We start from the raw sequence: 22,827 nt of genomic DNA, 5'->3' as shown, positions 1-22,827 counted from the left end.
CATGCGTTAGCATCCCTCTCCGATATGACGCATCGGCCGCCACGGCCATGCCAACAATAAGATTCGCTACTTTTCTTGCTAGGGGACTTGGTGATGATCAAGAAATACCTTTCGCGACTGCTGGTCGGTGTCACCGCCCTGGTCGCCGTAACGGCCGCCCAGGCGGGCGCGATCGATGACGCGGTCAAGCGCGGCACCCTGCGGGTGGGCATGGACCCGACCTACATGCCGTTCCAGATGACCAACAAGCGTGGCGAGATCATCGGCTTCGAAGTCGATATCCTCAAGGCCATGGCCAAGTCCATGGGCGTCAAGTTCGAGCCGGTATCCACGGCCTATGACGGCATCATCCCGGCCCTGCTGACCGACAAGTTCGACATGATCGGCAGCGGCATGACCCTGACCCAGGAACGCAACCTGCGCCTGAACTTCAGCGAACCCTTCATCGTGGTTGGCCAGACCCTGCTGATCCGCAAGGAACTGGCGGGCGAGATCAAGTCGTACAAGGACCTGAACAACGAGAAGTACCGCATCACCTCCAAGCTCGGCACCACCGGCGAAATGGTTTCCAAGAAGCTGATCGCCAAGGCCAAGTACCACGGCTACGACAACGAGCAGGAAGCGGTGATGGACGTAGTCAACGGCAAGGCTGACGCCTTCGTCTACGACGCGCCGTACAACGTGGTGGCAGTGGACAAGGCCGGTGCCGGCAAGCTGCTGTTCCTCGACGAACCCTTCACCTACGAGCCGCTGGCCTTCGGCCTGAAGAAAGGCGACTACGACAGCATCAACTTCATCAACAACTTCCTGCACCAGATCAAGCATGACGGGACCTACGATCGTATTCACGACAAGTGGTTCAAGAACAAGGACTGGCTGAAGGAAATGGAATAAGGCCCAGGCCACAAGCCGGCTTTATGACCCCGACGCGCAGGCAAACCCTGCGCGTTTGCATTTACGGAAGTACCCCACGTGATCAAACACAAGAAAGCCCAGTGGCCCTGGCACGGTTTGACTGCTCTGGTCCTGGTGGGCCTGGCGTTCAGCCTGTACATGGCCACCTCGATGATTTCCTACGAGTGGCGTTGGAACCGCGTCCCGCAGTACTTCGCCTACAAGGCCGAGGAAGCACAGCGCGCCGCCGGTTACGGCACCGTGCAGGACATCGTCATCTCTGGCGACAATGCCCGTGTCACGCTGAAAGATGAGAGCGGTGCCGAGCAGGTGCTCGATGTAGACAAGGAAAGCCTGCAGCTGGCCCGTGGCGACGACGTTTCCGAAGGCGACCAGATTGGCGTCACCCGCCACTGGGCGGCCGGCCCGCTGGCCTGGGGCCTGTGGACCACGCTTTGGATTTCTGTGGTGTCCGGTGCCCTGGGGCTATTGATCGGCCTGTTCGCCGGCCTCTGCCGCCTGTCCAGCAACCCTACGCTGCGGGACCTGTCGACGGTGTACGTCGAGCTGGTGCGCGGTACACCGCTGCTGGTACAGATCTTCATCTTCTACTTCTTCATCGGTACCGTGCTCAACCTGTCCCGCGAGTTTGCCGGGGTGGCCGCACTGGCGTTGTTCACTGGCGCCTACGTGGCCGAAATCGTTCGTGCCGGCGTGCAGTCCATTGCCAAGGGCCAGAACGAAGCGGCCCGCTCGCTGGGCCTGAACGCGGGCCAGTCGATGCGCCACGTCATCCTGCCGCAGGCCTTCAAGCGCGTGCTGCCGCCTTTGGCCGGCCAGTTCATCAGCCTGGTCAAGGACACCTCGCTGGTCTCGGTGATCGCCATCACCGAACTGACCAAGAGCGGCCGCGAGGCCATTACCACCTCGTTCTCGACCTTCGAGATCTGGTTCTGCGTGGCAGGCCTGTACCTGCTGATCAACCTGCCGCTGTCGCACCTGGCCAGCCGGCTCGAGCGGAGGCTTGCGCAAAGTGATTGAAGTCCGTGACCTGCTGAAAGTCTTCGACACCCGTGGCCACGTGGTACGGGCTGTGGATAACGTCACCACCCAGGTCGCCAAGGGCGAGGTGGTGGTGGTGCTCGGCCCGTCGGGCTCGGGCAAATCGACCTTCCTGCGCTGCCTCAACGGCCTGGAGCATTTCGACGAAGGCCATGTGGCCATCGACGGCCTGCAACTGGCCGACCCGAAGACCGACATCAACGCCTACCGCCGCGAAGTCGGCATGGTGTTCCAGCACTTCAACCTGTTCCCGCACATGACCGTGCTGGAGAACCTGTGCCTGGCGCAGAAGGTGGTGCGCAAGCGCAACAAGGCCGACCGCGAAGCCAAGGCCCGGGCGCTGCTGGAGAAGGTAGGCATTGCGCAGAAAGCCAACGAATACCCGTCGCGCCTGTCCGGTGGCCAGCAGCAGCGGGTGGCGATCGCCCGGGCCCTGGCCATGGACCCGAAAGTGATGCTGTTCGACGAGCCAACCTCGGCGCTTGACCCGGAAATGGTCGGCGAGGTGCTGGACGTGATGAAGACCCTGGCCCAGGAAGGCATGACCATGGTCTGCGTTACCCACGAAATGGGCTTTGCCCGTGAAGTGGCGGACCGCGTGCTGTTCTTCGATCATGGCAAGCTGCTGGAAGATTCGGCCCCGGCCGCGTTCTTCGCCTCGCCGAAAGACCCGCGCGCGCAGGCGTTCCTGCGCCAGGTGCTTTAACCGAAGGGGGGCGCTTTGCGCCCCAATCGCCGGCAAGCCGGCTCCCACAGGAGTGCCACAGGTACTGAGAACTGTACGGTCCCTGTGGGAGCTGGCTTGCCGGCGAATGGGCTGCAAAGCAGCCCCCCGCAATCTCAAATGCTGAACCGCCCCACCATCCCCCGCAACTGCTGCCCCAATTGCTCCAGTTCCCCGCTCGACGCCGCCGTCTGCTCACTGGCCGCACTGGTCTGATCCGACACATCGCGCACATTCAGCACACTGCGATTGATCTGCTCGGCGACCACGCTCTGCTCTTCGCTGGCCGTGGCGATCTGCTGGTTCATGCCCTGGATGTTCGACACGGTGTCAGTTATCTGGCTCAGGGCCTGGCCTGCCTTGCGACTCAGCTCCACGCTCTGCTCGGTCAGGCTCTTGCTGTTGTCCAGCAGGCGGGTCACTTCGTCGGTGCCGTTGTGCAGGCTGTCGATCAGTTGGCCGATTTCCTCGGTCGCCGTCGAGGTACGCTGGGCCAGACCGCGCACTTCATCGGCCACCACGGCAAAACCACGCCCGGCTTCACCCGCCCGTGCCGCTTCGATCGCCGCGTTCAGGGCCAGCAGGTTGGTCTGCTCGGACACTGACTTGATCACATCGAGGATGCTGCCAATGCGCTGGCTCTCGCCCGCCAGGTGCTGCATGGCCGCCAGACAATGGTCCATCTGCCCGGCCAGCTGTTCGATACGGCCAATGGCTTCGGCCACCACCTGGTCGCCGATCTGCGCCTGCTGGTCGGCGTTGGTCGCCGCCAGCGAGGCCTGTTCAGCGTTCTGCGCCACTTCCTGCACGGTGGCGCTCATCTGGTTCATGGCCGTGGCCACCTGGTCGGTTTCCTCGCGTTGCTGGTTGATGCGCAGCTTGGTGTCTTCGCTGCTGGCCGCCAGCTGTGTGGCGGCCTGTGACAGGTGGCTGACGCCCTGGTCGATGCCACCGATCAGCTCGCGCAGGCTCAAGGTCATTTCGCGCATGCTGGTTTGCAACTGGCCCATCTCGTCGCGGCGTTGCACCGGTTCGACCTGGCTCAGGTCGCCCTTGGCGATGCGCCCGGCCACGGCCAGGGTCTGGCGCAAAGGTTGGGTGATCTGCAGGGTGATCAGCCAGCCGGCCACGACGCCTACGACCAACGCCAGCAGGGCTACAGTGGTCAGCAGCGAGCGGGCCTCAAGGGCTTCCCTGTCGCGCTGCTCGATCTTGCGTTTGCCAAGTTCCAGGCTTACCGCGCGCAGCTCGTTGCCCATGTTCTCCATGTTGTTTTGCAGCTGTTCGACACGCACCGCAGCCCGACGATACTCATCCAGGCTGGCGCGGTACTTGGCCAGCTGCTCGCCGGGCTGCTGGGTGAGCGCATGGGGCAAGCCAAGTGGAGCAAGGCCTTTGAGCAGTTGCGCAAGGCTGCTGGCGGCGGCATCCAGGGAGGTGTCGCCGACCTTGGCGAAGCTTTCCACAGGGGAGAAGGTATAGGCCGGAATCAGGCTCTGCTGGTTGGCACCGTCGATATGTCGGCCAAGCGTGTCCATCAGCCCCAGCACACCGCTTTGCTGGCTGTCGGCAGGCATCCTCAGCAAGGCCTGGGTCTGGAGATCGTCGATTACTTCGGTGAGCTTCTGCTCATGGGCCTGCATGGCCTGGCGCAGGGCGATACGCTTGGCGACAGTATTCTCCAGCGCGCTGAAATCGCCGCGCAGGCGCTGCAGCAACGCCAGCTTTTCGGTCAGCATCTGCCGGGATTCATCCACGCTGCTACGTTGTTGCAAGGTGCTCAGCATGCTGTTGAGCTGGTCGAGAATGTTGGCTATCCGCGTTCTGCTGGCATTGTCGTTGAGTACGCGGTAAGTGATGCGCTCTGCGCGCAAGTCTTTGGTCAGGTCGTTGATCAGGCCGATTTCGCTGAGTTGCTGCGAGCGCACAATGGCGTCATCAAGTGCACGCCAGCCACTGACGGTAGTGGCCAGGGTAAGCAGCAGGACTACGGCAAAGCCGAGGGCGAGCTTGGCTGCGACACTGATGTTGCCGAGCTTGCGGTTGAGGTAGCCGAGCATGAGGAATCTCCGTGCGATTGGGGGCGAGGATGCAGGCGCATTGCTGGCATCACACCTTTGCCAATCGGCAGCGGAGCTGTAGGACTTGACCTGATAATCAGGTAGGAAATTTCACTTCAACAGGTAGGAATACTCCACCTGCGCCGGCCTCTTCGCGGGTAAACCCGCTCCCACAGGTACTGCACAGATTTTGAGAACTGTGCGGTACCTGTGGGAGCGGGTTTACCCGCGAAGAGGCCAGTACAGGTGACCTACACATCAGCCTAGAGCCTGAACCGCCCCACCAACCCTTGCAGGTGGGTACCCAACCGCGCCAGCTCCACGCTGGAACTGGCCGTCTCTTCACTGGCCGCCGAGGTCTGGTCAGAAATATCCCGCACGTTCATCACGCTGCGGTTGATCTCCTCAGCAACAGCCGTCTGTTCTTCCGCTGCCGTGGCAATCTGCTGGTTCATGGCCTGGATCGAAGACACGGTACGGGTGATGGTCTCCAGCGAACTGCCGGCTCGGCGGGTCAGTTCGACGCTGCTGTCGGTCAACTGGCGGCTGCTGTCCATCACGCTGGCCACACGCTGGGTGCCGCTCTGCAGGCCGGCAATCAGCTCTTCGATCTCTTCGGTCGATTGCTGGGTGCGCTGCGCCAGGCTGCGCACCTCATCAGCCACCACAGCAAAGCCACGCCCGGCCTCGCCGGCCCGGGCCGCCTCGATCGCCGCGTTGAGGGCCAGCAGGTTGGTCTGCTGGGCCACCGACTTGATCACGTCGAGCACGCTGCCGATCTTGTCGCTTTCGGCCTTGAGCTGGTTCATCGCTTCGCTGGAATTGACCACTTCGCCGGCCAGGCGCTCGATCTGCGCCACCGCCTCGCCCACCACACGGTCGCCTTCGCGGGCTTGCTGGTCGGCCATCAACGCAGCTTCCGAGGCCTGCTCGGCATTGCGCGCCACCTCATGCACGGTGGCGGTCATCTGGTTCATGGCGGTTGCCACCTGATCGGTCTCGACCTTCTGGTTGTTGACTCCGGCACTGGTCTGCTCGGTCACCGCCGACAGCTCCTCGGCAGCACTGGCGATCTGCGTGACGCCATCACCGATACCGCTGATCAGTTCGCGCAGGCCCTGGGTCATGCGCTGCATGCTGGCCTGCAACTGGCCCAGTTCGTCGCGGCGTTGTACCTGCAGGTTCAGGGTCAGGTCGCCACTGGCCACGCGCTCGGCGGCGTGCAAGGTCTGGCGCAGCGGGACGATGATCTGCCGGGTGATGGCCCAGGCCGCCAGCAGGCCGAGGGCCAGGGCCAGCACGGTAGCCACGGCAAGCACGGTCTTGGCCTGGGCCGCCCCGGCGTCGCGCACAGCGGTTTGCGATGTGGTCATCGCCTGGCTGGTCTGCAGCAGTACCGTGCCGTGCTCGACCATGCTCTGCAGGGCCTGCTCACTGGCGGCCTGGGCATTGCCGAACTGGGTGACCGCGTCGCGGTAGCCTGCCAGGGCGGTGGTGGCATCGTCCAGGCTGGCAGCGTGCTCCGCCGGCACTTTGGCCGGTAGCGCGCGTAGCTCGGCCAAGGCCTGGTCGATGGCCTTCAGCGCCGTTTGCTGGTAGTCGGCGTTGCCGCTGTAGGTGTAACCGCGTACCTGGAACCGCGCCTGTTGCAACAGGGCGCTGACTTCCACCGCGTGCTGGTACTGGCTGATATCGCCACCCTGCAGCAGGCCGCGTTGCACCCGGCCAATCAGCTCCGCGGCCTTGTCGGCAGTGTCGCCTAGCACGGCGCGGCTGGCCTCGCGGCGCTGGCCGGCCTGTTTCAGGTCGTTGAATGCCTGCTGGTAGCCGCGCACGGCCTCGCGCTGCTGCTCAAGGCGCTGTCTGTCAGCGGGCTGCTCGATCTGCCCGAGCATAAGCTGCACCTGGCGCTCGAGATTGCCCAGGGCTTTTTCCAGCTCTGCCACCGAGGCTTCGTCAGGCTGGCGCTGGTAATGCTGGCGGGCGATGCGCAGTTCCTGGGTGTACTGCTGGATGACCGAGATGTTTCCCAGCTTGTCGCCACGGTTGATGATGCTGTCCATGCCGTGCCAGCCAGCCAGGGTAATGGCCAGGGTCAACAGCAGCACCAGGCCGAAGCCCAGCCCCAGTTTGCGATTGACGCTCACATTGCCCAATGATTGGGCGAACCATTGATACATGTACGACTCCCCGGCGCCTTGGCAGCACGATTAATTGTTGTGTTGCCAAGACAATCGGCCTGGGGAAGGGAAACTTTATGGGTAAAAATTGACTAGAGTGTCAGAAAATCCGTGAAAGCAGCGCTGTCACCGCGGTCTCTACCCGCAGGATGCGGTCGCCCAGCTGGACCGGAGCCAGGCCTGCCTTGCCCAGCAGGTCCACCTCGTAGGGGATCCAGCCGCCCTCCGGGCCGATGGCCAGGGTCACGTGCTGCTCCACGGCGCGCGGGCAGGCGGGGTAGGGGCCGGGGTGGCCGACCAAGCCCAGGGTGCCTGCGGCGATGGCCGGCAGGCGGTCTTCGACGAACGGTTTGAAGCGCTTCTCGATGATCACTTCGGGCAGCACGGTGTCGCGGGCTTGTTCCAGGCCCAGGATGAGGTTCTCGCGAATGCTGTCCGGGTGCAGGAACGGTGTTTGCCAGAAGCTTTTCTCGACCTTGTAGCTGTTCAGCAGGATCAGCCGCGGCACGCCGAGGGTGGCCACGGTCTGGAACAGCCGGCGCAGCATTTTCGGCCGAGGTACGGCCAGCACCAGGGTCAGCGGCAGCTTGGCCGGTGGCTGCTGGTCAAAGGCGACTTCCAGTTCGGCTTCGTGCTTTTCCAGGCGCAGCACCGTGGCCTTGCCCATCAGGCCGTTGATTCGCCCCACGCGCAGGTTGTCGCCCACCGCCACACGGTGGATGTCCTGCATGTGGGTGAAGCGCCTATCTGCGAGGACGACGCGGTCGGCCGAGACGAAGTCGGCCTCTTCAAGGAGCAACAGGTTCACGGTTGGGTCGCTGGTGGCTGGTCGTTGTGGTCGTTGGCGGTTTCGTCGTGGGCGCTGCGCTTGCGGATCAGACTGCCGCACAGCACGCCGATCTCGAACAGCAGCCACATGGGTACGGCCAGCAGGGTCTGGGAGAAGATGTCCGGCGGGGTAAGGACCATGCCGACCACGAAGCAGCCGATGATCACGTAGGGGCGAATCTTCTTCAGGTACTTCACGTCGACCACGCCGATCCATACCAGCAGCACCACCGCCACCGGGATTTCGAAGGCCACGCCAAAGGCGAAGAACAGCGTCATCACGAAGTCGAGGTAGCTGGCGATGTCGGTCATCATCGACACGCCTTCTGGCGTGGCGCTGGCGAAGAAGCCGAAGATCAGCGGGAACACCAGGAAATAGGCGAAGGCCATGCCGGCGTAGAACAGGAAGATGCTCGACACCAGCAGCGGAATGGCAATGCGCTTTTCATGGCGGTACAGCCCGGGTGCGATGAAGCCCCAGATCTGCTGGAGGATGAACGGAATCGCCAGGAACAGCGAGACGATCATGGTCAGCTTGAACGGCGTGAGGAACGGCGATGCCACGTCGGTGGCGATCATCGTGGCATTGGCCGGCAAGTGCTCGCGCAGCGGTGCGGAGACCAGGGTGTAGATCTGCTGGGCGAAGGAGAACAGCCCGGCAAAGATCAGGAAAATGACGGCAACGCAGCGCAACAGGCGGGTGCGCAGTTCGGTCAGGTGCGAAACCAGCGGCATTGGCTGGTCGTGTTCCGGATTTTCGCTCATGGGGCTCGCGGCGGTTGAGGCGGTTCAGAAGGCGTGGCCGGGGCGGCAGCGGTCTCGACCGGCCTGGCTTCGAGCCCGGCGGGGGGCTGAACGGTTGCGGTGGTGACAGGCGGCTGCGCCGGTGGCGTCATCGGGTTGAGGATGCGCTTGGCTTCCTCTTCCATCTGCAGGATGTGCTCGTTGTGCAGCTGGCGGCGGATTTCGTCGGCGCCGATTTCGCGCTCCACTTCCATCTTGATGCTGTTGAAACTGCGCTTGAGCCGGCCGATCCACAGGCCTGCCGTGCGCGCGGCACCGGGCAGGCGCTCGGGGCCGAGCACCAGCAGGGCGACCAGGCCGACGAGCAGCAGCTCGCTGAAACTGATGCCGAACATGGGTCAGTCTTTCCGCTGCGGCTCTTGGACCGGCTGGGCCTGGCCTTCGATGGTGTGGCCCTGGTTCTGCTGGGCAGTGTTCTGCACCGGTGGAACGGGTTGGGCAGGCGGCGGGGTCTGCTCGGCTGGCTTGTTCTCTTCGTCACTCATGGCCTTGCGGAAGCCCTTGATCGACTCACCCAGGTCACTGCCGAAGTTCTTCAGCTTCTTGGTACCGAACACCAGGACCACGACCACTAGCAGGACGATCCAGTGTTTCCAGTCAAAGATACCCATTTCGTACTCCTGAAAAATGTGTGTTGGCCCTATCGGGGCTGCATTGCAACCATTGTGGGAGCGGGTTCACCCGCGAAGAATGCAACGCGGTGTATGGCACCGGCTTTGCCGGTGTTCGCGGGTGAACCCGCTCCCACAGGCCCCGAAAATACGTCAGGCAGCAGGCGTTCGTGCAGCCTTCTCATCATGCCCGGAAAGCCCGAAGCGGCGTTCCAGCTCATCGAGCACGGCCTGCGGATGCTGGCCCAGCGCGCTGAGCATTACCAGGCTATGAAACCACAGGTCGGCGGTTTCGTAGATGACATCGCTGTAATCCTTGCTGACCGCGGCGTCCTTGGCGGCAATGATCGTCTCGACCGACTCTTCGCCGAGCTTTTCGAGGATCTTGTTCAGGCCCTTGTGGTACAGGCTGGCCACGTAGGAGCTGTCGGGGGCCGCTTGCTTGCGTTCTTCAAGCACTTCGGCCAGGCGGTTCAGGGTGTCGCTCATGTCAGTGTCCTGCGCTGTAGATGGCATCCGGGTCTTTCAGGACCGGGTCGACGGTTTTCCACTGGCCGTCTTCGAAGACGCGGTAGAAGCAGCTTTCACGGCCGGTATGGCAGGCGATATGGCCCAGTTGCTCGACCATCAGGATGATCACGTCGGCATCGCAGTCCAGGCGCATTTCATGCAGCTTCTGCACATGCCCGGATTCCTCGCCCTTGCGCCACAGCTTGCCACGCGAACGCGACCAGTAGATGGCGCGTTGCTCGGCGGCGGTCAGGGCCAGCGATTCGCGGTTCATCCAGGCCATCATCAGCACGCGTCCGGTCTTGTGGTCCTGGGCGATCGCCGGTACCAGGCCCTCGCTGTTCCACTTGATCTCGTCCAGCCAGTCTTTCATCGTCGACTCCAAAGCGGGCCCGCTCCTGTGCCGGGCCCTTTGCGCTAGTGTGCCAGCCATGGGCGCGGCTGGCTATTGGCGCACGATCAGGTAAAGGCCGGCGGCCAGCATCAGCCAGGCCGGCCAGGCGGCAGGGGCGGCCAGGCTGGTGGCTGCGGCGGCACCAGCGGCCAGTACCGCGCCCCCGCCGAGCAGGCCGGCGCCGAGCAGGCGCAGCGCCCAGCGGTCGCCCTGGCGGCGCCGCTCCGGCAGTTGCGGATCGTGCAGGTGCGGTTGCGACAGGCGCTCGAGCAGGTCGCGGGCCATGTCGGCCAGGTGCGGCAGTTGCTCGACCTGGCTGTGGATGTTGCCGAGCACGGCCTTGGGGCTCATGCGGTCGCGCATCCAGCGCTCGAGGAATGGCTTGGCGGTGCTCCACAGGTCCAGGTCTGGGTACAACTGGCGGCCCAGGCCCTCGATGTTGAGCAGGGTTTTCTGCAGCAATACCAGCTGCGGCTGCACTTCCATGTTGAAGCGCCGGGCGGTCTGGAACAGGCGCATCAGCACCTGGCCGAAGGAAATATCCTTTAACGGTTTTTCGAAGATCGGTTCGCACACGGTGCGGATCGCCGCTTCGAACTCGTTGACCTTGGTGTGCGCCGGCACCCAGCCCGAGTCGATGTGCAGTTGGGCGACGCGGCGGTAGTCACGCTTGAAGAAAGCGATCAGGTTGCGCGCCAGGTAGTCCTGGTCCTCGGCGGTCAGGCTGCCGACGATGCCGCAGTCGATGGCGATGTACTGCGGGCTCCATGGTTTGACAGTGCTGACGAAGATGTTGCCCGGGTGCATGTCGGCATGGAAGAAGCTGTCGCGGAACACCTGGGTGAAGAATACCTCCACGCCTCGTTCGGCCAGCAGCTTCATGTCGGTGCGCTGATCGGCCAAGGTGGCCATGTCGGTCACCGGCACGCCGTAGATGCGCTCCATTACCAGCACCTTGGGGCGGCACAGGTCCCAGTACACCTGGGGCACGTACATCAGCTCGGAACCTTCGAAATTGCGCCGCAACTGGCTGGCGTTGGCCGCTTCGCGCAGCAGGTCGAGCTCGTCGTAGATGGTTTTTTCGTAGTCGCCGACGATTTCCACCGGGTGCAGGCGGCGGGCGTCGGCCGAAGCGCGCTCGGCGGCCTTGGCGATCAGGAACAGCCAGGCCAGGTCCTGGGCGATCACCGGCTTCAGGCCCGGGCGCACCACCTTGACCACCACTTCCTCGCCACTTTTCAGGCGCGCAGCATGCACCTGGGCCACCGAGGCCGAGGCCAGTGGTTCGACGTCGAAGCGGCTGAACAGTTGCGTTACCGGGGCGCCCAGCTGCGCCTCGATCAGTGCCACGGCCTGCTTGGGGTCGAACGGCGGCACGCGGTCCTGCAGCAGCATCAGTTCATCGGCTATGTCGTTGGGCAGCAGATCACGGCGGGTGGACAACAACTGGCCGAACTTGATGAAGATCGGCCCCAGGTCCTGCAGGGCCAGGCGCAGGCGCGCGCCTCGGTTGAGCTCTGACGGCTTGCGCGGCAGCCAGCGCCACGGCATCAGCAGGCGCAGGCTCATCAGCCACCAGGGCAGCGGCAGGTCGAACAGCAGGTCATCGAGACGGTAGCGAATCACCACACGCTGGATGCGAAAAAGACGGCGGACGGCGAGCAGCTTCATGCGTTATCGCTGGTATCAAGGGATCGGGAGAGGCGCTTGAGGCGCGCCTCGAGGCGTTCTGTATCGAGCTTCAGGGTATCGAGCTCGCTGAAGGCGGCTTCGGCTTCGCGCTTGCCGACCAAGGTACGGGACTCTTCGGCCAGGTACTCGGAAAGGTTCTGGCTGAAGCGCGCCAGGCCCTGGCGGGTCCAGCGTGCGCGCAGGCGGATGTGGCCGGCCAGCAGCGCCGTGGCGACCGGGCCAAGCCAGCGTTGCAGCTCGTGCTCCCAGTCCAGCTCCAGGTCCTGCAGCACACCGAACAGGTCGAGCAGCACGGCGCTGTCGCCATGCAATTCGACTTGCGGGCTGTGCAGCACGGCGGTCTTGTCCCTGGCCAGGGCCAGGGCCAGTTGCGCCAGGCTGCCGGCCGGGGCGCGCAGGCTGCAGTCGACCTCGCCTTGCCAGTGGGCGGCGAGCATCAGGCCCTCTTCATCGGGCAGGATGAAAACCTGCAAGGCCGGCTGGCGGCAGTCGATCTCGATGACCTTGCCCTCCAGCGCGGCCAGCCGCGGCAGGGCCGTGCTGTCCATGCGCAGGACGCGGTTCAGGCCATGTTCGGCGCTGGCGAGCAGCCCGGCCAGCAGCATCAGGGCTTGATCCCCCGATGCACGGCAACGATGCCGCTGGTCATGTTGTGGTAGGTGACCCGGTCGAAACCGGCCTCGACCATCATGGCCTTCAGGGTTTCCTGATCGGGGTGCATGCGGATCGACTCGGCGAGGTAACGGTAGCTCTCCGAATCGTTGGTGATCAGCTTGCCGGCCAGCGGCATGAAGGCGAACGAGTAGGCGTCGTAGGCCTTGGACATCAGCTTGTTGGTCGGCTTGGAGAACTCCAGCACCAGCAGGCGACCGCCTGGCTTGAGCACGCGCAGCATCGAGCGGATGGCTTCGTCCTTGTGGGTGACGTTGCGCAGGCCGAAGGCGATGGTCACGCAGTCGAAGTGGTTGTCCGGGAATGGCAGCTTCTCGGCGTCGGCCTGAACGAACTCGATGTTGCCGGCCACGCCACGGTCGAGCAGGCGGTCACGACCGACCTTGAGCATCGATTCGTTGATGTCGGCCAGCACTACCTGACCGGTCGGGCCGACCAGCCGCGAGAACTTGGCGGCCAGGTCGCCGGTACCGCCGGCGATGTCCAGTACACGATTGCCGGCGCGTACGCCCGACAGCTCGATGGTGAAGCGCTTCCACAGGCGGTGCATGCCGCCGGAAAGCACATCGTTCATCAGGTCGTACTTGGCCGCTACCGAGTGGAACACCTCGGCGACTTTCTTCGCCTTCTGGCTTTCAGGGACGTCCTGGTAACCGAAATGGGTGGTGGGTTCGGCGTGGTCGCCTTTGCGCTGGTCGTTCATATCGCTTCACCGGAAAAAATTACCGCCATTCTAGGGCGAACGGGCAGATTTGTCTTGGCGGGGTGTGCCAGTGGGCAGGGGCGGGCATAATGCCCATTATGTCTTCATCTTCAGGAACACCCGCATGACCCAGATCAGCGTCGAACGCAAACATTCCCTCGGCCGCGATGCCGCCCGTGCCAAGGCTGAAGCGCTGGTCGACAAACTGACCCGCGAATACGACCTCAAGGCCACCTGGAACGGCGACAGGGTCGACGTGGCGCGCAGCGGTGCCAACGGCAGCGTGCACATCTTCGATGACCGCATCCGCGTCGAATTGAAGCTGGGCATGATGCTGTCGATGATGAGCGGCACCATCAAGGGCGAGATCGAGCGGGCGCTGGACAAAGCCCTGGCCTGACCCTGCCATGCTCGTTCACCTTAGGGTGAAGATTCTAATTTCCCTCTCTACCTTGTGCTCAAGCCCAACCTCCATGGGCGGTTTATCCTCCACTCATGAGCATGAGGTACAGAGCATGGCCAAAGTGACTGTGAAGAAAAAGGACGACGCCCCGGGCACGCTGGGCGAGGTGCGCGGCTACGCGCGCAAGATCTGGCTGGCGGGCATCGGCGCCTATGCGCGTGTGGGCCAGGAAGGCTCCGACTACTTCAATGAGCTGGTCAAGGCCGGCGAAGGCGTCGAGAAGCGTGGCAAGAAGCGCATCGACAAGGAGCTCGATGCTGCCAACAATCAGATCGAAGAAGCGACCCAGGAAGTCAGTCGCGTACGCGGCAAGGTCGAAGTTCAACTGGACAAGATCGAAAAAGCTTTCGACGCGCGGGTAGGTCGCGCCTTGAATCGCCTTGGCATTCCGTCTAAACATGACGTTGAGGCGTTGTCCATCAAGCTTGAACAGCTGCACGAGCTGCTCGAGCGCGTCGCGCACAAACCATAAGGAGAGCAGGATGGCTGGCAAGAAGAATTCCGAGAAAGAAGGCAGCTCCTGGGTCGGCGGGATCGAGAAGTACTCCCGCAAGATCTGGCTGGCGGGGCTTGGTATCTATTCGAAGATCGACCAGGACGGCCCGAAGCTGTTCGACTCGCTGGTGAAGGATGGCGAGAAGGCCGAGAAGCAGGCGAAGAAGACCGCCGAAGATGTTGCTGAAACTGCCAAGTCGTCGACCACTTCGCGTGTGTCGGGCGTGAAGGACCGTGCGCTGGGCAAGTGGAGCGAACTCGAAGAGGCCTTCGACAAGCGCCTGAACAGCGCCATCTCGCGCCTTGGCGTGCCGAGCCGCAACGAGATCAAGGCCCTGCACCAGCAGGTGGACAGCCTGACCAAGCAGATCGAGAAACTTACCGGCGCTTCGGTTACCCCGATTTCGTCGCGCGCTGCGGCCAAACCGGCTGCGAGCAAGGCGGCGGCCAAGCCACTGGCCAAGACGGCAGCGGCCAAGCCTGCGGCGAAAACTGCGGCGGCCAAGCCGGCGGCCAAGACTGCTGCGGCGAAACCTGCTGCCAAGACTGCAGCGGCCAAGCCTGCGGCGAAACCGGCAGCGGCCAAGCCGGCTGTGGCGAAGAAGCCGGCAGTGAAGAAAGCACCGGCCAAGCCAGCAGCCGCCAAGCCGGCAGCTCCAGCGGCGAGCGCCGCTCCGACCGCTAGCGCAGCTCCTGCACCAACCGCGGCTCCGGCCAGCAATCCGCCTTCGGCACCGACAGGCACCGGTACCCTGATCTGATACCGCGTCGCCTTCTTCGCGGGCTTGCCCGCTCCCACAGGTCCTGTGTGCACTCGAGCACTGCATTTCACCTGTGGGAGCGGGCATGCCCGCGAAAGCCGCGACACCGAAACAACAGGCTTACCCCTCCAGATACCTCACCGCCAACTGCTCCGCCGCCCCCCGCGCCTGGGCCTGCAGATGCGGCGCCACCAGCATCATCACCTGGTACACCACAATCCCCACATCCCCCTCGCGCCCCAGTACCCGCTGGTAATCCAGCGAGAACATCAGTGTCAGGGTGATCTGCTCCACCAGTTGCCCCAGCGCCTGGGTCTCGCTCTCTACCAGCCCCTGGCCCTTGAGGCTGGCCAGCAACGCCGCCAGTGTACGCTTGAGTGCGTTGATCAGGCTGCGCATGCCGCGGGCCAGTTTGGGCAGGCGCCCGGTCAGGTTCGACAGGTCCTGGAACAGGAAGCGGTACTGCGCCATGCGTTCGACGATCAGGTGCAGGAACAGCCAGTAATCCTCGGCATCCAGGCGTACCTCCAGTGGCGGGTCGAGCAAGGGCATTAGCGCTTCTTCAAAGCGCTCGAACAGCCCCAGCACCAACGGCTCCTTGCCGTGGAAGTGGTAGTAGAGGTTGCCGGGGCTGATGCCCAGTTCGTTGGCAATTTCCAGGGTGGATACGTTCGGTTCGCCCTGCTGGTTGAACAGCTGCAGGGCACATTCCAGGATACGGTCGCGAGTCTTCATCCAGTCGGCATGCTCATCGGGTCAGCACGTAGGTGCCCGGCGCAGGGCCCAGCGGTGGGTAGGTGGCATTGCCCAGTTCGCTGCGTGGTGCCTTGAGCGGGCCGGAGCGTGGGGTGATCCACTCCAGCCACAACGGCCACCAGCTGCCTTCGCTGCGCTTGGCGTCGTGGAACCAGGCACGGGGGTCGCTGGACAGCTTGGGGTTGGCCAGGTAATAGGCCTTGGGGTTGCCGGGCGGGTTGATGATGCTCTGGATGTGCCCGCTGTTGGCCAGCACGAAGCGACGGTCGCCGCCCAGCAGCAAGGCCGAGCGGTACACCGCATCCCACGGGGTGATGTGGTCGTTGCTGCCGGCCACGGTGAAACTGTCCAGATCGACCTTCTGCAGGTCGATGGGGGTGCCGCATACCTCCAGGCCGGCTGGGTGAGTCAGCGGGTTGAGCTTGAAGAAGTCCAGCAGGTCGCCATGCAGCGCGGCGGGCAGGCGCGTGCTGTCGGCGTTCCAGTACAGGATGTCGAAAGCTGGTGGTGTCTTGCCGAGCAGGTAGTTGTTGACCCAGTAGTTCCAGATCAGGTCGTTGGGCCGCATCCAGGCGAAGATCCGCGCCACCTCGGCGCCATCCAGCACGCCTCGTTGGTAGGAGCGGCGCTTGGCGGCTTCGATGGTCTGCTCGTCGGCGAACAGGCTGGCGGGGCTTTCGAACTTGCTGTCCAGAAGGCTGACCAGGTAGGTGGCGCTGCGCACCCGACGCAGCTGGTGCTTGGCCTGCAGGTGACCCTGTAGCGCGGCCATGGTCAGGCCGCCGGCGCAGGCCCCCATCAGGTTGGGGTCGCGGTTGCCGCTGATGCTGCGGCAAGCGTTGAGCGCTTCTTCCAGGGCCTGCACGTAGCTCGACAGGCCCCATTCGCGGTGGCGCGGGTCGGGGTTGCGCCAGCTCACCATGAACACCTGCAGGCCATTCTTGAGCATGTACTGGACGAAGCTGTTGGTCGAGCTGAGGTCGAAGATGTAGAACTTGTTGATCTGTGGCGGCACTACCAGCAGTGGCCGGGCGTGCTGCTTTTCGCTCATCGGCTTGTACTGGATCAGCTCCAGCAGCTCGTTGCGAAACACCACGGCGCCGGCGGTTGCAGCCAGGTTGCCGCCCACTTCGAAGGCGCGCTCGTCGACCTGGCGTGGCAGGCCATCGTTGTGGCGCAGGTCATCGAGCAGGTGGGCCACGCCGCGTACCAGGCTCTGGCCACCGCTGTTGAACAGTTCCTTGACCGCCAGCGGGTTGAGCAGCGAGTTGCTCGGCGCCAGTGCATCGTTGATCAGGTTGAACAGGAAGTGCGCACGGGCCCGGTCATCGTCGTCCAGGTGGCTTTCCTCGATCCACAGGCGGGTCTGCTTCTGCCAGGCCAGGTAGGCTTGCAGGCCGCGCCGGTAGAACGGGTTCTGGCTCCATGTCGGGTCGCTGAAGCGCGGATCCCGTGGGTTCGGCTGAAACGGTGTGTCACCCAGCATCACCCTGCCCAGCTGACCACCCAGGGCCAACAGGTGATGCGCGGTGTGCAGCGGATGACGCAGGCTTTGGCGGCTGACATTGCGCAGCGTGGAAATCAGGTCACGGCCGCGCAGGCCGAGGATGGCGTTCTGCACGTTCATGCTGGTGGCGGGAAGCGTTGTCGTTCCTTTGGCCGTTTTGTCTTTCATGGCAACACTCCCTCGTTCTAACCATGGCGCCGCTTCGCGGGCAAGCACGCCCCTACACGCCCGAAACCGGGCGAGGGTGCATGACAGCGCGCTGACGCTCTTGCTGAAGGAACTTCATGATGATCGGGGCGACGGCCTCGGCCCGGGTGATCAGGAACAGATGGCCGTCGTCGATAATGTGTAGCTGGGCATTGGGAATTCGCCAGGCCAGCAGGCGCATGTTGATCAGCGGGATCAACGGGTCGTCGTCGCCTGCCAGCACCAGGGTCGGCTGCTGGATCTTGTGCAGCCAATGGATGCTGGTCCAGCCAAGCCCGGCGAACAACTGCCAGTAGTAGCCCATCTTGCCGCCGGATCGCACCTTGGCGGCGTGCTGCATGGCCAGGTCCGGGTCACGCCGGAAGCCGCCGCCATAGATCGTCGGCGCAATGCGGATGACATGCGACGGCTGCACGTAGCGCCGCGGGCTGGCCATCATCCACAGCACCTTGGGCTTGCCCGGCACCATCACCGCACCGGCGGCAGTGGCGGCCAGCACCAGCTTCTTGCAGCGCTCGGGGTAGTCGTGGGCGAACTGCTGGGCCAGGGCGCCGCCCCAGGACACACCGATGACATTGACCTGGCCATAGTCGAGGTAGTCGAGCATGCGTGCCGTCAGCTTGGCCAACCCGGGAAAGCGGTAAGGGTGGCGCGGCGTGGACGAGCCGCCGACCCCGGGCACATCGAAGGCGATGACTTCCAGGTCCGGGTCCAGCGCCTCGATGAACGGAAACACCAGCTCCAGGTTGGCGCCGATGCCGTTGAAGATCAGCAGCGGCGTCAGATGCGACTTGCCCGGGCGGACGGCAGTGCGGATGGACTGGTTGTCCAGCTCGACGGTCCTGAAGATATAGGGTTGCGGCATGCGCGTGACTCATGGGGTGAAATGAACACCGTGGCGCCCCGCAGGGGGCCACGGCGCTGCAGCTCAACGCTCGTGAACGTAGGTGCCCGGGGATGCCTCGCCAGCGGCATAGGCACGGTTGCCCAGGCGGGTCGGTGCCTTTTTCAGCTCGCCGGCACGTTCGCCCAGCCAGCTTTGCCAGTGCAGCCACCAGGAGTCCGCATGCTTGGTAGCGTTTTCTTGCCAGGCCACCGGGTCACCCGGGCGATCGGCACCGGTCATGAAGCGCGCCTTGGGGTTGCCTGGCGGGTTGAGGATGCTCTGGATATGGCCGCTGTTGGACAGCACGAATTCGATCTTGCCGCCGAACAGGTGCGCCGAGCGGTAGCACGACTGCCAAGGGGTAATATGGTCATTGGTGCCGGCGAGGCTGTAGATGTCGCATTTGACCTGTTTCAGATCGATCGGAGTGCCGCACACTTCCAGGGCGTCCGGGCGCGTCAGCGGGTTGCTCTTGAACATCTCGATCAGGTCGCCATGGAAGGCGGCCGGGAGGCGCGTGGTGTCGTTGTTCCAGAACAGGATGTCGAACACCGGCGGCTCGTTGCCGAGCAGGTAGTTGTTGACCCAGTAGTTCCAGATCAGGTCGTTGGGGCGCATCCAGGCGAACACCTTGGCCATCTCGCTGCCTTCGAGCACGCCGGCCTGGTAGGAGTGGCGCTTGGCGGCCTCCAGGGTCTGCTCGTCGACGAACAGGGCGACCTGGTTGTCCATGGTGGTGTCCAGCACGCTGACCAGCAGGGTCAGGGCATTGACCTTGTTCTCGCCGAGCGCGGCATAGTGGCCGACCAATGCCGTGCAGGTGATGCCGCCGGAGCAGGCACCGAGCATGTTCAAGTCCTTGCTGCCGGTTATCGCCAGCACCGCGTCGACCGCCTCCTTGAGCGCATCGATATAGGTGGACAGGCCCCATTCGCGCTGGGCTTTGGTCGGGTTGCGCCAGCTGATGATGAAGGTCTGCTGCTGTGAGCGCAGGCAGTAGCGCGCCAGGCTCTTTTCCGGGCTCAGGTCGAATACGTAGAACTTGTTGATTTGCGGCGGCACCACCAGTAGCGGGCGGGCATGCACCTGCTCGGTGATGGGGCTGTACTGGATCAGCTCCAGCACATCGTTGCGGTACACCACGGCGCCTTCACTGGTGCCCAGGTTCTTGCCCACCTCGAAGGCGTCCATGTTCACCTGGCTGGGCATGCCGCCGTTGTTGACCAGGTCCTTGGCCAGGTTGGACAGGCCATCGAGCAGGCTCTTGCCGCCTGTTTCGAAAAAGCGTTTGACCGCTGCCGGGTTGGACAGGGTGTTGGTCGGCGCCATGGCTTCGGTCATCAGGTTGATGACGAACTGGCCACGGCTGATGTCTTGGGGCGAAAGGTCACTGCTGCCGATCCAGTCCTGCAGCTCCTTGCGCCAGGCCAGATAGGTTTGCAGGTAGCGGCGGTAAAGTGGGTTGTTGCTCCATGCCGGGTCATTGAAGCGACGGTCGTCGCTTTCCGGGGCAAGGCTGGACTTGCCCAGCAGCACGTTCTTCAGCTCCAGGCCAAAGTGGGCCACATGCTTGGCGCTGTGCAGCGGTTGGCGCACGGCCTGGCGCAGCACGGTGCGTGCCGAGCTCAACAGGTCCTTGCGACGGATACCGATGACCGGGTTCAGCCCCAGGGTGTTTTCCGAGGCCTGCCGCTGCAGCTCATCGTTGTTCTTGTTACTCATCTACGACGCTCCGTTGTCCTGAGACGAGTACCGGTTGCTGTGGCGGGTGCACAGTTCTGAGCCCGGTACTGCTACTCGGGTGACCAGTGATAAGGAACAGCGGTGCTGCGAGGGTTCTGGCTACCTGCAATTTGATGCAGGGAACTTGCCACCCCCCCATTGGTTACCCGACTTTCATGTAATGCGCAAGACAGCCCGTCACTGGGCTGTCTGTAAGGTATTCAAACAAATGAATTTAGAAAATGCGCTCTAAATCCTGAAGGCCTTGCGCTAGAGCATGAGTTTGACCACCGACTCGGCGGGGTCGCGGGATTTGCCGGCCTTGTGCAGTTCGTCGAGGTACTCGGCCCACAGCTGTTCCTGGCGCAGGCACAGCTGCTCGAGGTATTCCCAGGTGAACAGGCCGCTGTCATGGCCGTCGTCGAAGGTCAGTTTCAGTGCGTATTGCCCGGCAGGTTCCAGCCCGCTGAGGCCGACGTTGATCTTGCCGAACTGCAGGATGGGGTTGCCGTGGCCCTGGACCTCGGCGGAGGGGGAGTGCACGCGTAGGAATTCGGCGGGCAGGTGGTAGACCTCGCCGGGGGCGTAGGTGAGGCTGAGGGTTTTCGAGGCTTTGTGCAGGTTGATGGCGGTGGGCAGGCGGGCCATGGGCGGAATCTCTCGGGAGCTGATGGTGCACAGCTTCAGGAGATTCGGGGGATTGTGCAAGGGGGCTGCTTTGCAGCCCATCGCGACACAAGGCCGCTCCGACAGGAGATCGCGTTCCCTTGTAGGAGCGGCCTTGCGTCGCGATGGGCCGCAAGGCGGCCCCCTGCGGTCTTACAGGATGTAACGCGACAGGTCTTCGTTCTGCGCCAGCTCACCCAGGTGGCTGTTCACATACGCCGCGTCGATCTGGATCGGCGCTTCGTCATGGGTGCTGGCCAGGTCGCCAGCGCTGAACGACACCTCTTCGAGCAAACGCTCGAGCAGGGTGTGCAGGCGGCGGGCACCGATGTTCTCGGTCTTCTCGTTCACCTGGTAGGCAATCTCGGCCAGGCGCTTGATACCGTCGGCGAGGAACTCGATATTCAGGCCTTCGGTCTTGAGCAGGGCCTGGTACTGTTCGGTCAGCGACGCGTGCGGCTCCTGCAGGATGCGCTCGAAGTCTTCCGGGGTCAGGGCCTTGAGCTCCACACGGATCGGCAGGCGGCCTTGCAGTTCGGGCACCAGGTCGCTCGGCTTGCTCAGGTGGAACGCACCCGAGGCAATGAACAGGATGTGGTCGGTCTTGACCATGCCCAGCTTGGTGTTGACAGTGCAGCCTTCGATCAGCGGCAGCAGGTCGCGCTGCACGCCTTCACGGGACACGTCGGCGCCGCCAACATTGCCGCGCTTGGCAACCTTGTCGATTTCGTCGATGAACACGATGCCGTGCTGCTCGACAGCTTCCAGGGCCTTGGCCTTGAGTTCTTCCTCGTTGACCAGGCGGCTCGCTTCTTCATCGCGAACCATCTTCAGCGCCTCTTTAACCTTCAGCTTGCGCGCCTTGCGCTTACCTTTGCCCATGTTGGCGAACAGGCTCTGCAGCTGGTTGGTCATTTCTTCCATGCCGGGCGGCGCGGCAATTTCGACGCCCACGGCATCGGCCACTTCGATCTCGATTTCCTTGTCGTCCAGCTGGCCTTCGCGCAGGCGCTTGCGGAACAGCTGGCGGGTGTTGGAATCGGTGCTGGTCTGCGCGGCTTCCTCGGCGAAGCTGCTGACCCGCGCCTGCGGCAGCAGGGCATCGAGGATGCGGTCTTCGGCGGCGTCTTCGGCGCGGTGGCGCACGCGGATGATCTCTTGCTCACGCAGCATCTTCAATGCTGCATCGGCCAGGTCACGGATGATCGACTCGACGTCGCGGCCCACGTAGCCCACTTCGGTGAACTTGGTGGCTTCGACCTTGAGGAACGGCGCGTTGGCCAGCTTGGCCAGGCGGCGGGCGATTTCGGTCTTGCCGACGCCGGTAGGGCCGATCATCAGGATGTTCTTCGGGGTCACTTCGGCGCGCAGCTCGGCGGGGAGCTGCATGCGCCGCCAGCGGTTGCGCAGGGCGATTGCCACGGCGCGCTTGGCGTCGTCCTGGCCGATGATGTGGCGGTTGAGTTCGTGGACGATCTCGCGGGGGGTCATGGACATGATCAATAGGGTCCTCGGGCAGAATGATTCAGCGTGGAAAAGCCCCATCACCGGGATGGAGCGCCAGAACAGCTGATCAGTCGGCCAGGTCCTGCTCCTCGATGGTCAGGTTGTGGTTGGTGAACACGCAGATGTCGCCGGCGATGTTCAGGGCGGTCTCGGCGATTTCACGGGCCGAGAGGTCGGTCTTGTTCAGCAGGGCGCGTGCAGCGGCCTGGGCGTAGGCGCCGCCGGAACCCATGGCGATCAGGCCGTCTTCGGGTTCGACCACGTCGCCGTTGCCGGTGATGATCAGGGAGGCGTCCTTGTTGGCCACGGCCAGCATGGCTTCCAGGCGGCTCAGGGAGCGGTCGGTACGCCATTCCTTGGCCAGCTCGACGGCGGCGCGGACCAGGTGGCCCTGATGTTTTTCAAGCTGGCCTTCAAAGCGCTCGAAAAGGGTGAACGCATCGGCGGTGGCGCCGGCGAAGCCCGCGATGACCTGGCCGTGGTACAGGCGGCGCACCTTCTTGGCGTTGCCTTTCATCACGGTGTTGCCGAGGGATACCTGGCCGTCGCCGCCCATGACGACTTTGCCGTTACGGCGGACAGAAACGATGGTGGTCAAGGGGAGAGTCTCCACGCAGCGGGGCGAAAGTGCCTGATGCAGACTCATATGGGGGTGGGGGGAAGGATTTCAACCGTGGGGGATGAATGGTAGGTGTTCCCTTGTACTGGCCTCATCGCCGGCAAG

24 protein-coding genes and 1 pseudogene are annotated in these 22,827 nt (G+C 63.6%); 6 read left to right on the top strand and 19 right to left on the bottom strand.

What is annotated here, in order from left to right; genetic code table 11:
• Nucleotides 1-96 precede the first annotated feature (96 nt).
• The 3 genes from GEV38_RS25370 (at nucleotide 97) to GEV38_RS25360 (ending at nucleotide 2,662) form a co-directional block, all read left to right on the top strand.
• The gene (locus GEV38_RS25370; protein ID WP_054572209.1) at nucleotides 97-894 is read left to right on the top strand and encodes a transporter substrate-binding domain-containing protein; all 798 of its coding nucleotides are present in this window, start codon (nucleotides 97-99) and stop codon (nucleotides 892-894) included.
• A 78-nt stretch (nucleotides 895-972) separates the two neighbouring features.
• Nucleotides 973-1,935 (top strand): amino acid ABC transporter permease, encoded by a 963-nt coding sequence (locus GEV38_RS25365; RefSeq protein ID WP_054572185.1) that lies wholly within the window; start codon nucleotides 973-975, stop codon nucleotides 1,933-1,935.
• Entirely contained in the window at nucleotides 1,928-2,662 is a 735-nt protein-coding gene (locus GEV38_RS25360; RefSeq protein WP_013974550.1) for an amino acid ABC transporter ATP-binding protein, read from the top strand. Before GEV38_RS25365 ends, GEV38_RS25360 begins: the two co-directional genes overlap by 8 nt.
• 134 nt (nucleotides 2,663-2,796) lie before the next feature.
• Here GEV38_RS25360 and GEV38_RS28135 read toward each other — a convergent pair whose 3' ends face one another.
• From GEV38_RS28135 to ubiE, 12 genes and pseudogenes are all read right to left on the bottom strand, one after another.
• A complete protein-coding gene (locus GEV38_RS28135; protein ID WP_371035199.1) occupies nucleotides 2,797-3,501 on the bottom strand; it encodes a methyl-accepting chemotaxis protein in 705 nt (234 codons plus the stop codon).
• 198 nt (nucleotides 3,502-3,699) lie between these two features.
• Nucleotides 3,700-4,740, bottom strand: a pseudogene (locus GEV38_RS28130) (methyl-accepting chemotaxis protein); the annotation flags it as partial.
• 263 nt (nucleotides 4,741-5,003) lie between these two features.
• The gene (locus GEV38_RS25350) at nucleotides 5,004-6,920 is read right to left on the bottom strand and encodes a methyl-accepting chemotaxis protein (protein WP_015272095.1); all 1,917 of its coding nucleotides are present in this window, start codon (nucleotides 6,918-6,920) and stop codon (nucleotides 5,004-5,006) included.
• Between the two features lie 100 nt (nucleotides 6,921-7,020).
• Nucleotides 7,021-7,728: a 16S rRNA (uracil(1498)-N(3))-methyltransferase gene (locus GEV38_RS25345; RefSeq protein WP_054572184.1), complete on the bottom strand. Its 708-nt coding sequence runs from the start codon at nucleotides 7,726-7,728 to the stop codon at nucleotides 7,021-7,023.
• Complete coding sequence (gene tatC / locus GEV38_RS25340; RefSeq protein ID WP_013974546.1) at nucleotides 7,725-8,513, bottom strand: twin-arginine translocase subunit TatC; 789 nt, start codon at nucleotides 8,511-8,513, stop codon at nucleotides 7,725-7,727. The genes GEV38_RS25345 and tatC overlap by 4 nt, the downstream gene beginning before the upstream one ends.
• Complete coding sequence (gene tatB, locus GEV38_RS25335; protein ID WP_003259854.1) at nucleotides 8,510-8,887, bottom strand: Sec-independent protein translocase protein TatB; 378 nt, start codon at nucleotides 8,885-8,887, stop codon at nucleotides 8,510-8,512. Before tatB ends, tatC begins: the two co-directional genes overlap by 4 nt.
• A 3-nt stretch (nucleotides 8,888-8,890) precedes the next feature.
• On the bottom strand, nucleotides 8,891-9,163 hold the full coding sequence (locus tag GEV38_RS25330; protein WP_003259853.1) for a twin-arginine translocase TatA/TatE family subunit: 273 nt from the start codon (nucleotides 9,161-9,163) through the stop codon (nucleotides 8,891-8,893).
• A 153-nt stretch (nucleotides 9,164-9,316) separates the two neighbouring features.
• Nucleotides 9,317-9,652 carry a phosphoribosyl-ATP diphosphatase gene (locus tag GEV38_RS25325; RefSeq protein ID WP_015272093.1) on the bottom strand — a complete coding sequence of 112 codons (336 nt, stop codon included), beginning with the start codon at nucleotides 9,650-9,652 and terminating at the stop codon, nucleotides 9,317-9,319.
• A gap of 1 nt (nucleotide 9,653) precedes the next feature.
• Complete coding sequence (gene hisI, locus GEV38_RS25320; RefSeq protein WP_013974544.1) at nucleotides 9,654-10,046, bottom strand: phosphoribosyl-AMP cyclohydrolase; 393 nt, start codon at nucleotides 10,044-10,046, stop codon at nucleotides 9,654-9,656.
• 72 nt (nucleotides 10,047-10,118) lie between these two features.
• A complete protein-coding gene (ubiB, locus tag GEV38_RS25315) occupies nucleotides 10,119-11,738 on the bottom strand; it encodes a ubiquinone biosynthesis regulatory protein kinase UbiB (RefSeq protein ID WP_015272092.1) in 1,620 nt (539 codons plus the stop codon).
• Entirely contained in the window at nucleotides 11,735-12,364 is a 630-nt protein-coding gene (locus GEV38_RS25310; RefSeq protein WP_054572183.1) for an SCP2 domain-containing protein, read from the bottom strand. Before GEV38_RS25310 ends, ubiB begins: the two co-directional genes overlap by 4 nt.
• Entirely contained in the window at nucleotides 12,364-13,134 is a 771-nt protein-coding gene (ubiE, locus tag GEV38_RS25305) for a bifunctional demethylmenaquinone methyltransferase/2-methoxy-6-polyprenyl-1,4-benzoquinol methylase UbiE (RefSeq protein WP_013974541.1), read from the bottom strand. The genes GEV38_RS25310 and ubiE overlap by 1 nt, the downstream gene beginning before the upstream one ends.
• Before the next feature lie 124 nt (nucleotides 13,135-13,258).
• Here ubiE and GEV38_RS25300 point away from each other — a divergent pair, with 124 nt between their 5' ends.
• From GEV38_RS25300 to GEV38_RS25290, 3 genes are all read left to right on the top strand, one after another.
• Nucleotides 13,259-13,534 carry a polyhydroxyalkanoic acid system family protein gene (locus GEV38_RS25300; protein WP_015272091.1) on the top strand — a complete coding sequence of 92 codons (276 nt, stop codon included), beginning with the start codon at nucleotides 13,259-13,261 and terminating at the stop codon, nucleotides 13,532-13,534.
• A gap of 115 nt (nucleotides 13,535-13,649) precedes the next feature.
• Nucleotides 13,650-14,069 (top strand): phasin family protein, encoded by a 420-nt coding sequence (locus GEV38_RS25295; protein WP_015272090.1) that lies wholly within the window; start codon nucleotides 13,650-13,652, stop codon nucleotides 14,067-14,069.
• 10 nt (nucleotides 14,070-14,079) lie between these two features.
• Complete coding sequence (locus GEV38_RS25290) at nucleotides 14,080-14,853, top strand: phasin family protein (protein ID WP_054572182.1); 774 nt, start codon at nucleotides 14,080-14,082, stop codon at nucleotides 14,851-14,853.
• A 120-nt stretch (nucleotides 14,854-14,973) separates the two neighbouring features.
• On the opposite strand, the gene GEV38_RS25285 is transcribed toward GEV38_RS25290, so the two are convergent.
• The 7 genes from GEV38_RS25285 to hslV all read right to left on the bottom strand — a co-directional run bounded on the left by GEV38_RS25285 (nucleotide 14,974) and on the right by hslV (nucleotide 22,701).
• The gene (locus tag GEV38_RS25285; RefSeq protein ID WP_025340913.1) at nucleotides 14,974-15,588 is read right to left on the bottom strand and encodes a TetR/AcrR family transcriptional regulator; all 615 of its coding nucleotides are present in this window, start codon (nucleotides 15,586-15,588) and stop codon (nucleotides 14,974-14,976) included.
• Nucleotides 15,589-15,601: 13 nt separating this feature from the next.
• Nucleotides 15,602-17,284, bottom strand: a complete 1,683-nt coding sequence (phaC, locus tag GEV38_RS25280) for a class II poly(R)-hydroxyalkanoic acid synthase (protein WP_054572181.1) — start codon at nucleotides 17,282-17,284, stop codon at nucleotides 15,602-15,604.
• 52 nt (nucleotides 17,285-17,336) lie between these two features.
• On the bottom strand, nucleotides 17,337-18,188 hold the full coding sequence (phaZ, locus tag GEV38_RS25275; RefSeq protein ID WP_015272086.1) for a poly(3-hydroxyalkanoate) depolymerase: 852 nt from the start codon (nucleotides 18,186-18,188) through the stop codon (nucleotides 17,337-17,339).
• Between the two features lie 63 nt (nucleotides 18,189-18,251).
• Complete coding sequence (phaC, locus tag GEV38_RS25270) at nucleotides 18,252-19,931, bottom strand: class II poly(R)-hydroxyalkanoic acid synthase (RefSeq protein WP_015272085.1); 1,680 nt, start codon at nucleotides 19,929-19,931, stop codon at nucleotides 18,252-18,254.
• Between the two features lie 270 nt (nucleotides 19,932-20,201).
• Nucleotides 20,202-20,579, bottom strand: a complete 378-nt coding sequence (locus GEV38_RS25265; RefSeq protein ID WP_003249306.1) for a gamma-butyrobetaine hydroxylase-like domain-containing protein — start codon at nucleotides 20,577-20,579, stop codon at nucleotides 20,202-20,204.
• Nucleotides 20,580-20,750: 171 nt separating this feature from the next.
• Nucleotides 20,751-22,094, bottom strand: a complete 1,344-nt coding sequence (hslU, locus tag GEV38_RS25260; RefSeq protein WP_015272084.1) for an ATP-dependent protease ATPase subunit HslU — start codon at nucleotides 22,092-22,094, stop codon at nucleotides 20,751-20,753.
• A gap of 76 nt (nucleotides 22,095-22,170) precedes the next feature.
• Nucleotides 22,171-22,701: an ATP-dependent protease subunit HslV gene (gene hslV, locus GEV38_RS25255; protein ID WP_003249309.1), complete on the bottom strand. Its 531-nt coding sequence runs from the start codon at nucleotides 22,699-22,701 to the stop codon at nucleotides 22,171-22,173.
• Nucleotides 22,702-22,827 lie beyond the last annotated feature (126 nt).

It is taken from the genome of Pseudomonas sp. 13159349, from assembly GCF_013305685.1.
GTDB lineage: Bacteria > Pseudomonadota > Gammaproteobacteria > Pseudomonadales > Pseudomonadaceae > Aquipseudomonas > Aquipseudomonas asiatica.
This window is presented reverse-complemented; position numbering and strand designations above follow the sequence as displayed.

Coding starts and splice junctions, on each gene's coding strand:
- GEV38_RS28135 (WP_371035199.1), bottom strand. CDS start 3,501: ATGAGCGCCACCGTGCAGGAAGTGGCGCAGAACGCTGAACAGGCCTCG.
- GEV38_RS25350 (WP_015272095.1), bottom strand. CDS start 6,920: ATGTATCAATGGTTCGCCCAATCATTGGGCAATGTGAGCGTCAATCGC.
- tatC (WP_013974546.1), bottom strand. CDS start 8,513: ATGAGCGAAAATCCGGAACACGACCAGCCAATGCCGCTGGTTTCGCAC.
- tatB (WP_003259854.1), bottom strand. CDS start 8,887: ATGTTCGGCATCAGTTTCAGCGAGCTGCTGCTCGTCGGCCTGGTCGCC.
- GEV38_RS25330 (WP_003259853.1), bottom strand. CDS start 9,163: ATGGGTATCTTTGACTGGAAACACTGGATCGTCCTGCTAGTGGTCGTG.
- GEV38_RS25325 (WP_015272093.1), bottom strand. CDS start 9,652: ATGAGCGACACCCTGAACCGCCTGGCCGAAGTGCTTGAAGAACGCAAG.
- hisI (WP_013974544.1), bottom strand. CDS start 10,046: ATGAAAGACTGGCTGGACGAGATCAAGTGGAACAGCGAGGGCCTGGTA.
- ubiB (WP_015272092.1), bottom strand. CDS start 11,738: ATGAAGCTGCTCGCCGTCCGCCGTCTTTTTCGCATCCAGCGTGTGGTG.
- GEV38_RS25310 (WP_054572183.1), bottom strand. CDS start 12,364: ATGCTGCTGGCCGGGCTGCTCGCCAGCGCCGAACATGGCCTGAACCGC.
- ubiE (WP_013974541.1), bottom strand. CDS start 13,134: ATGAACGACCAGCGCAAAGGCGACCACGCCGAACCCACCACCCATTTC.
- GEV38_RS25300 (WP_015272091.1), top strand. CDS start 13,259: ATGACCCAGATCAGCGTCGAACGCAAACATTCCCTCGGCCGCGATGCC.
- GEV38_RS25295 (WP_015272090.1), top strand. CDS start 13,650: ATGGCCAAAGTGACTGTGAAGAAAAAGGACGACGCCCCGGGCACGCTG.
- GEV38_RS25290 (WP_054572182.1), top strand. CDS start 14,080: ATGGCTGGCAAGAAGAATTCCGAGAAAGAAGGCAGCTCCTGGGTCGGC.
- GEV38_RS25285 (WP_025340913.1), bottom strand. CDS start 15,588: ATGAAGACTCGCGACCGTATCCTGGAATGTGCCCTGCAGCTGTTCAAC.
- phaC (WP_054572181.1), bottom strand. CDS start 17,284: ATGAAAGACAAAACGGCCAAAGGAACGACAACGCTTCCCGCCACCAGC.
- phaZ (WP_015272086.1), bottom strand. CDS start 18,188: ATGCCGCAACCCTATATCTTCAGGACCGTCGAGCTGGACAACCAGTCC.
- phaC (WP_015272085.1), bottom strand. CDS start 19,931: ATGAGTAACAAGAACAACGATGAGCTGCAGCGGCAGGCCTCGGAAAAC.
- GEV38_RS25265 (WP_003249306.1), bottom strand. CDS start 20,579: ATGGCCCGCCTGCCCACCGCCATCAACCTGCACAAAGCCTCGAAAACC.
- hslU (WP_015272084.1), bottom strand. CDS start 22,094: ATGTCCATGACCCCCCGCGAGATCGTCCACGAACTCAACCGCCACATC.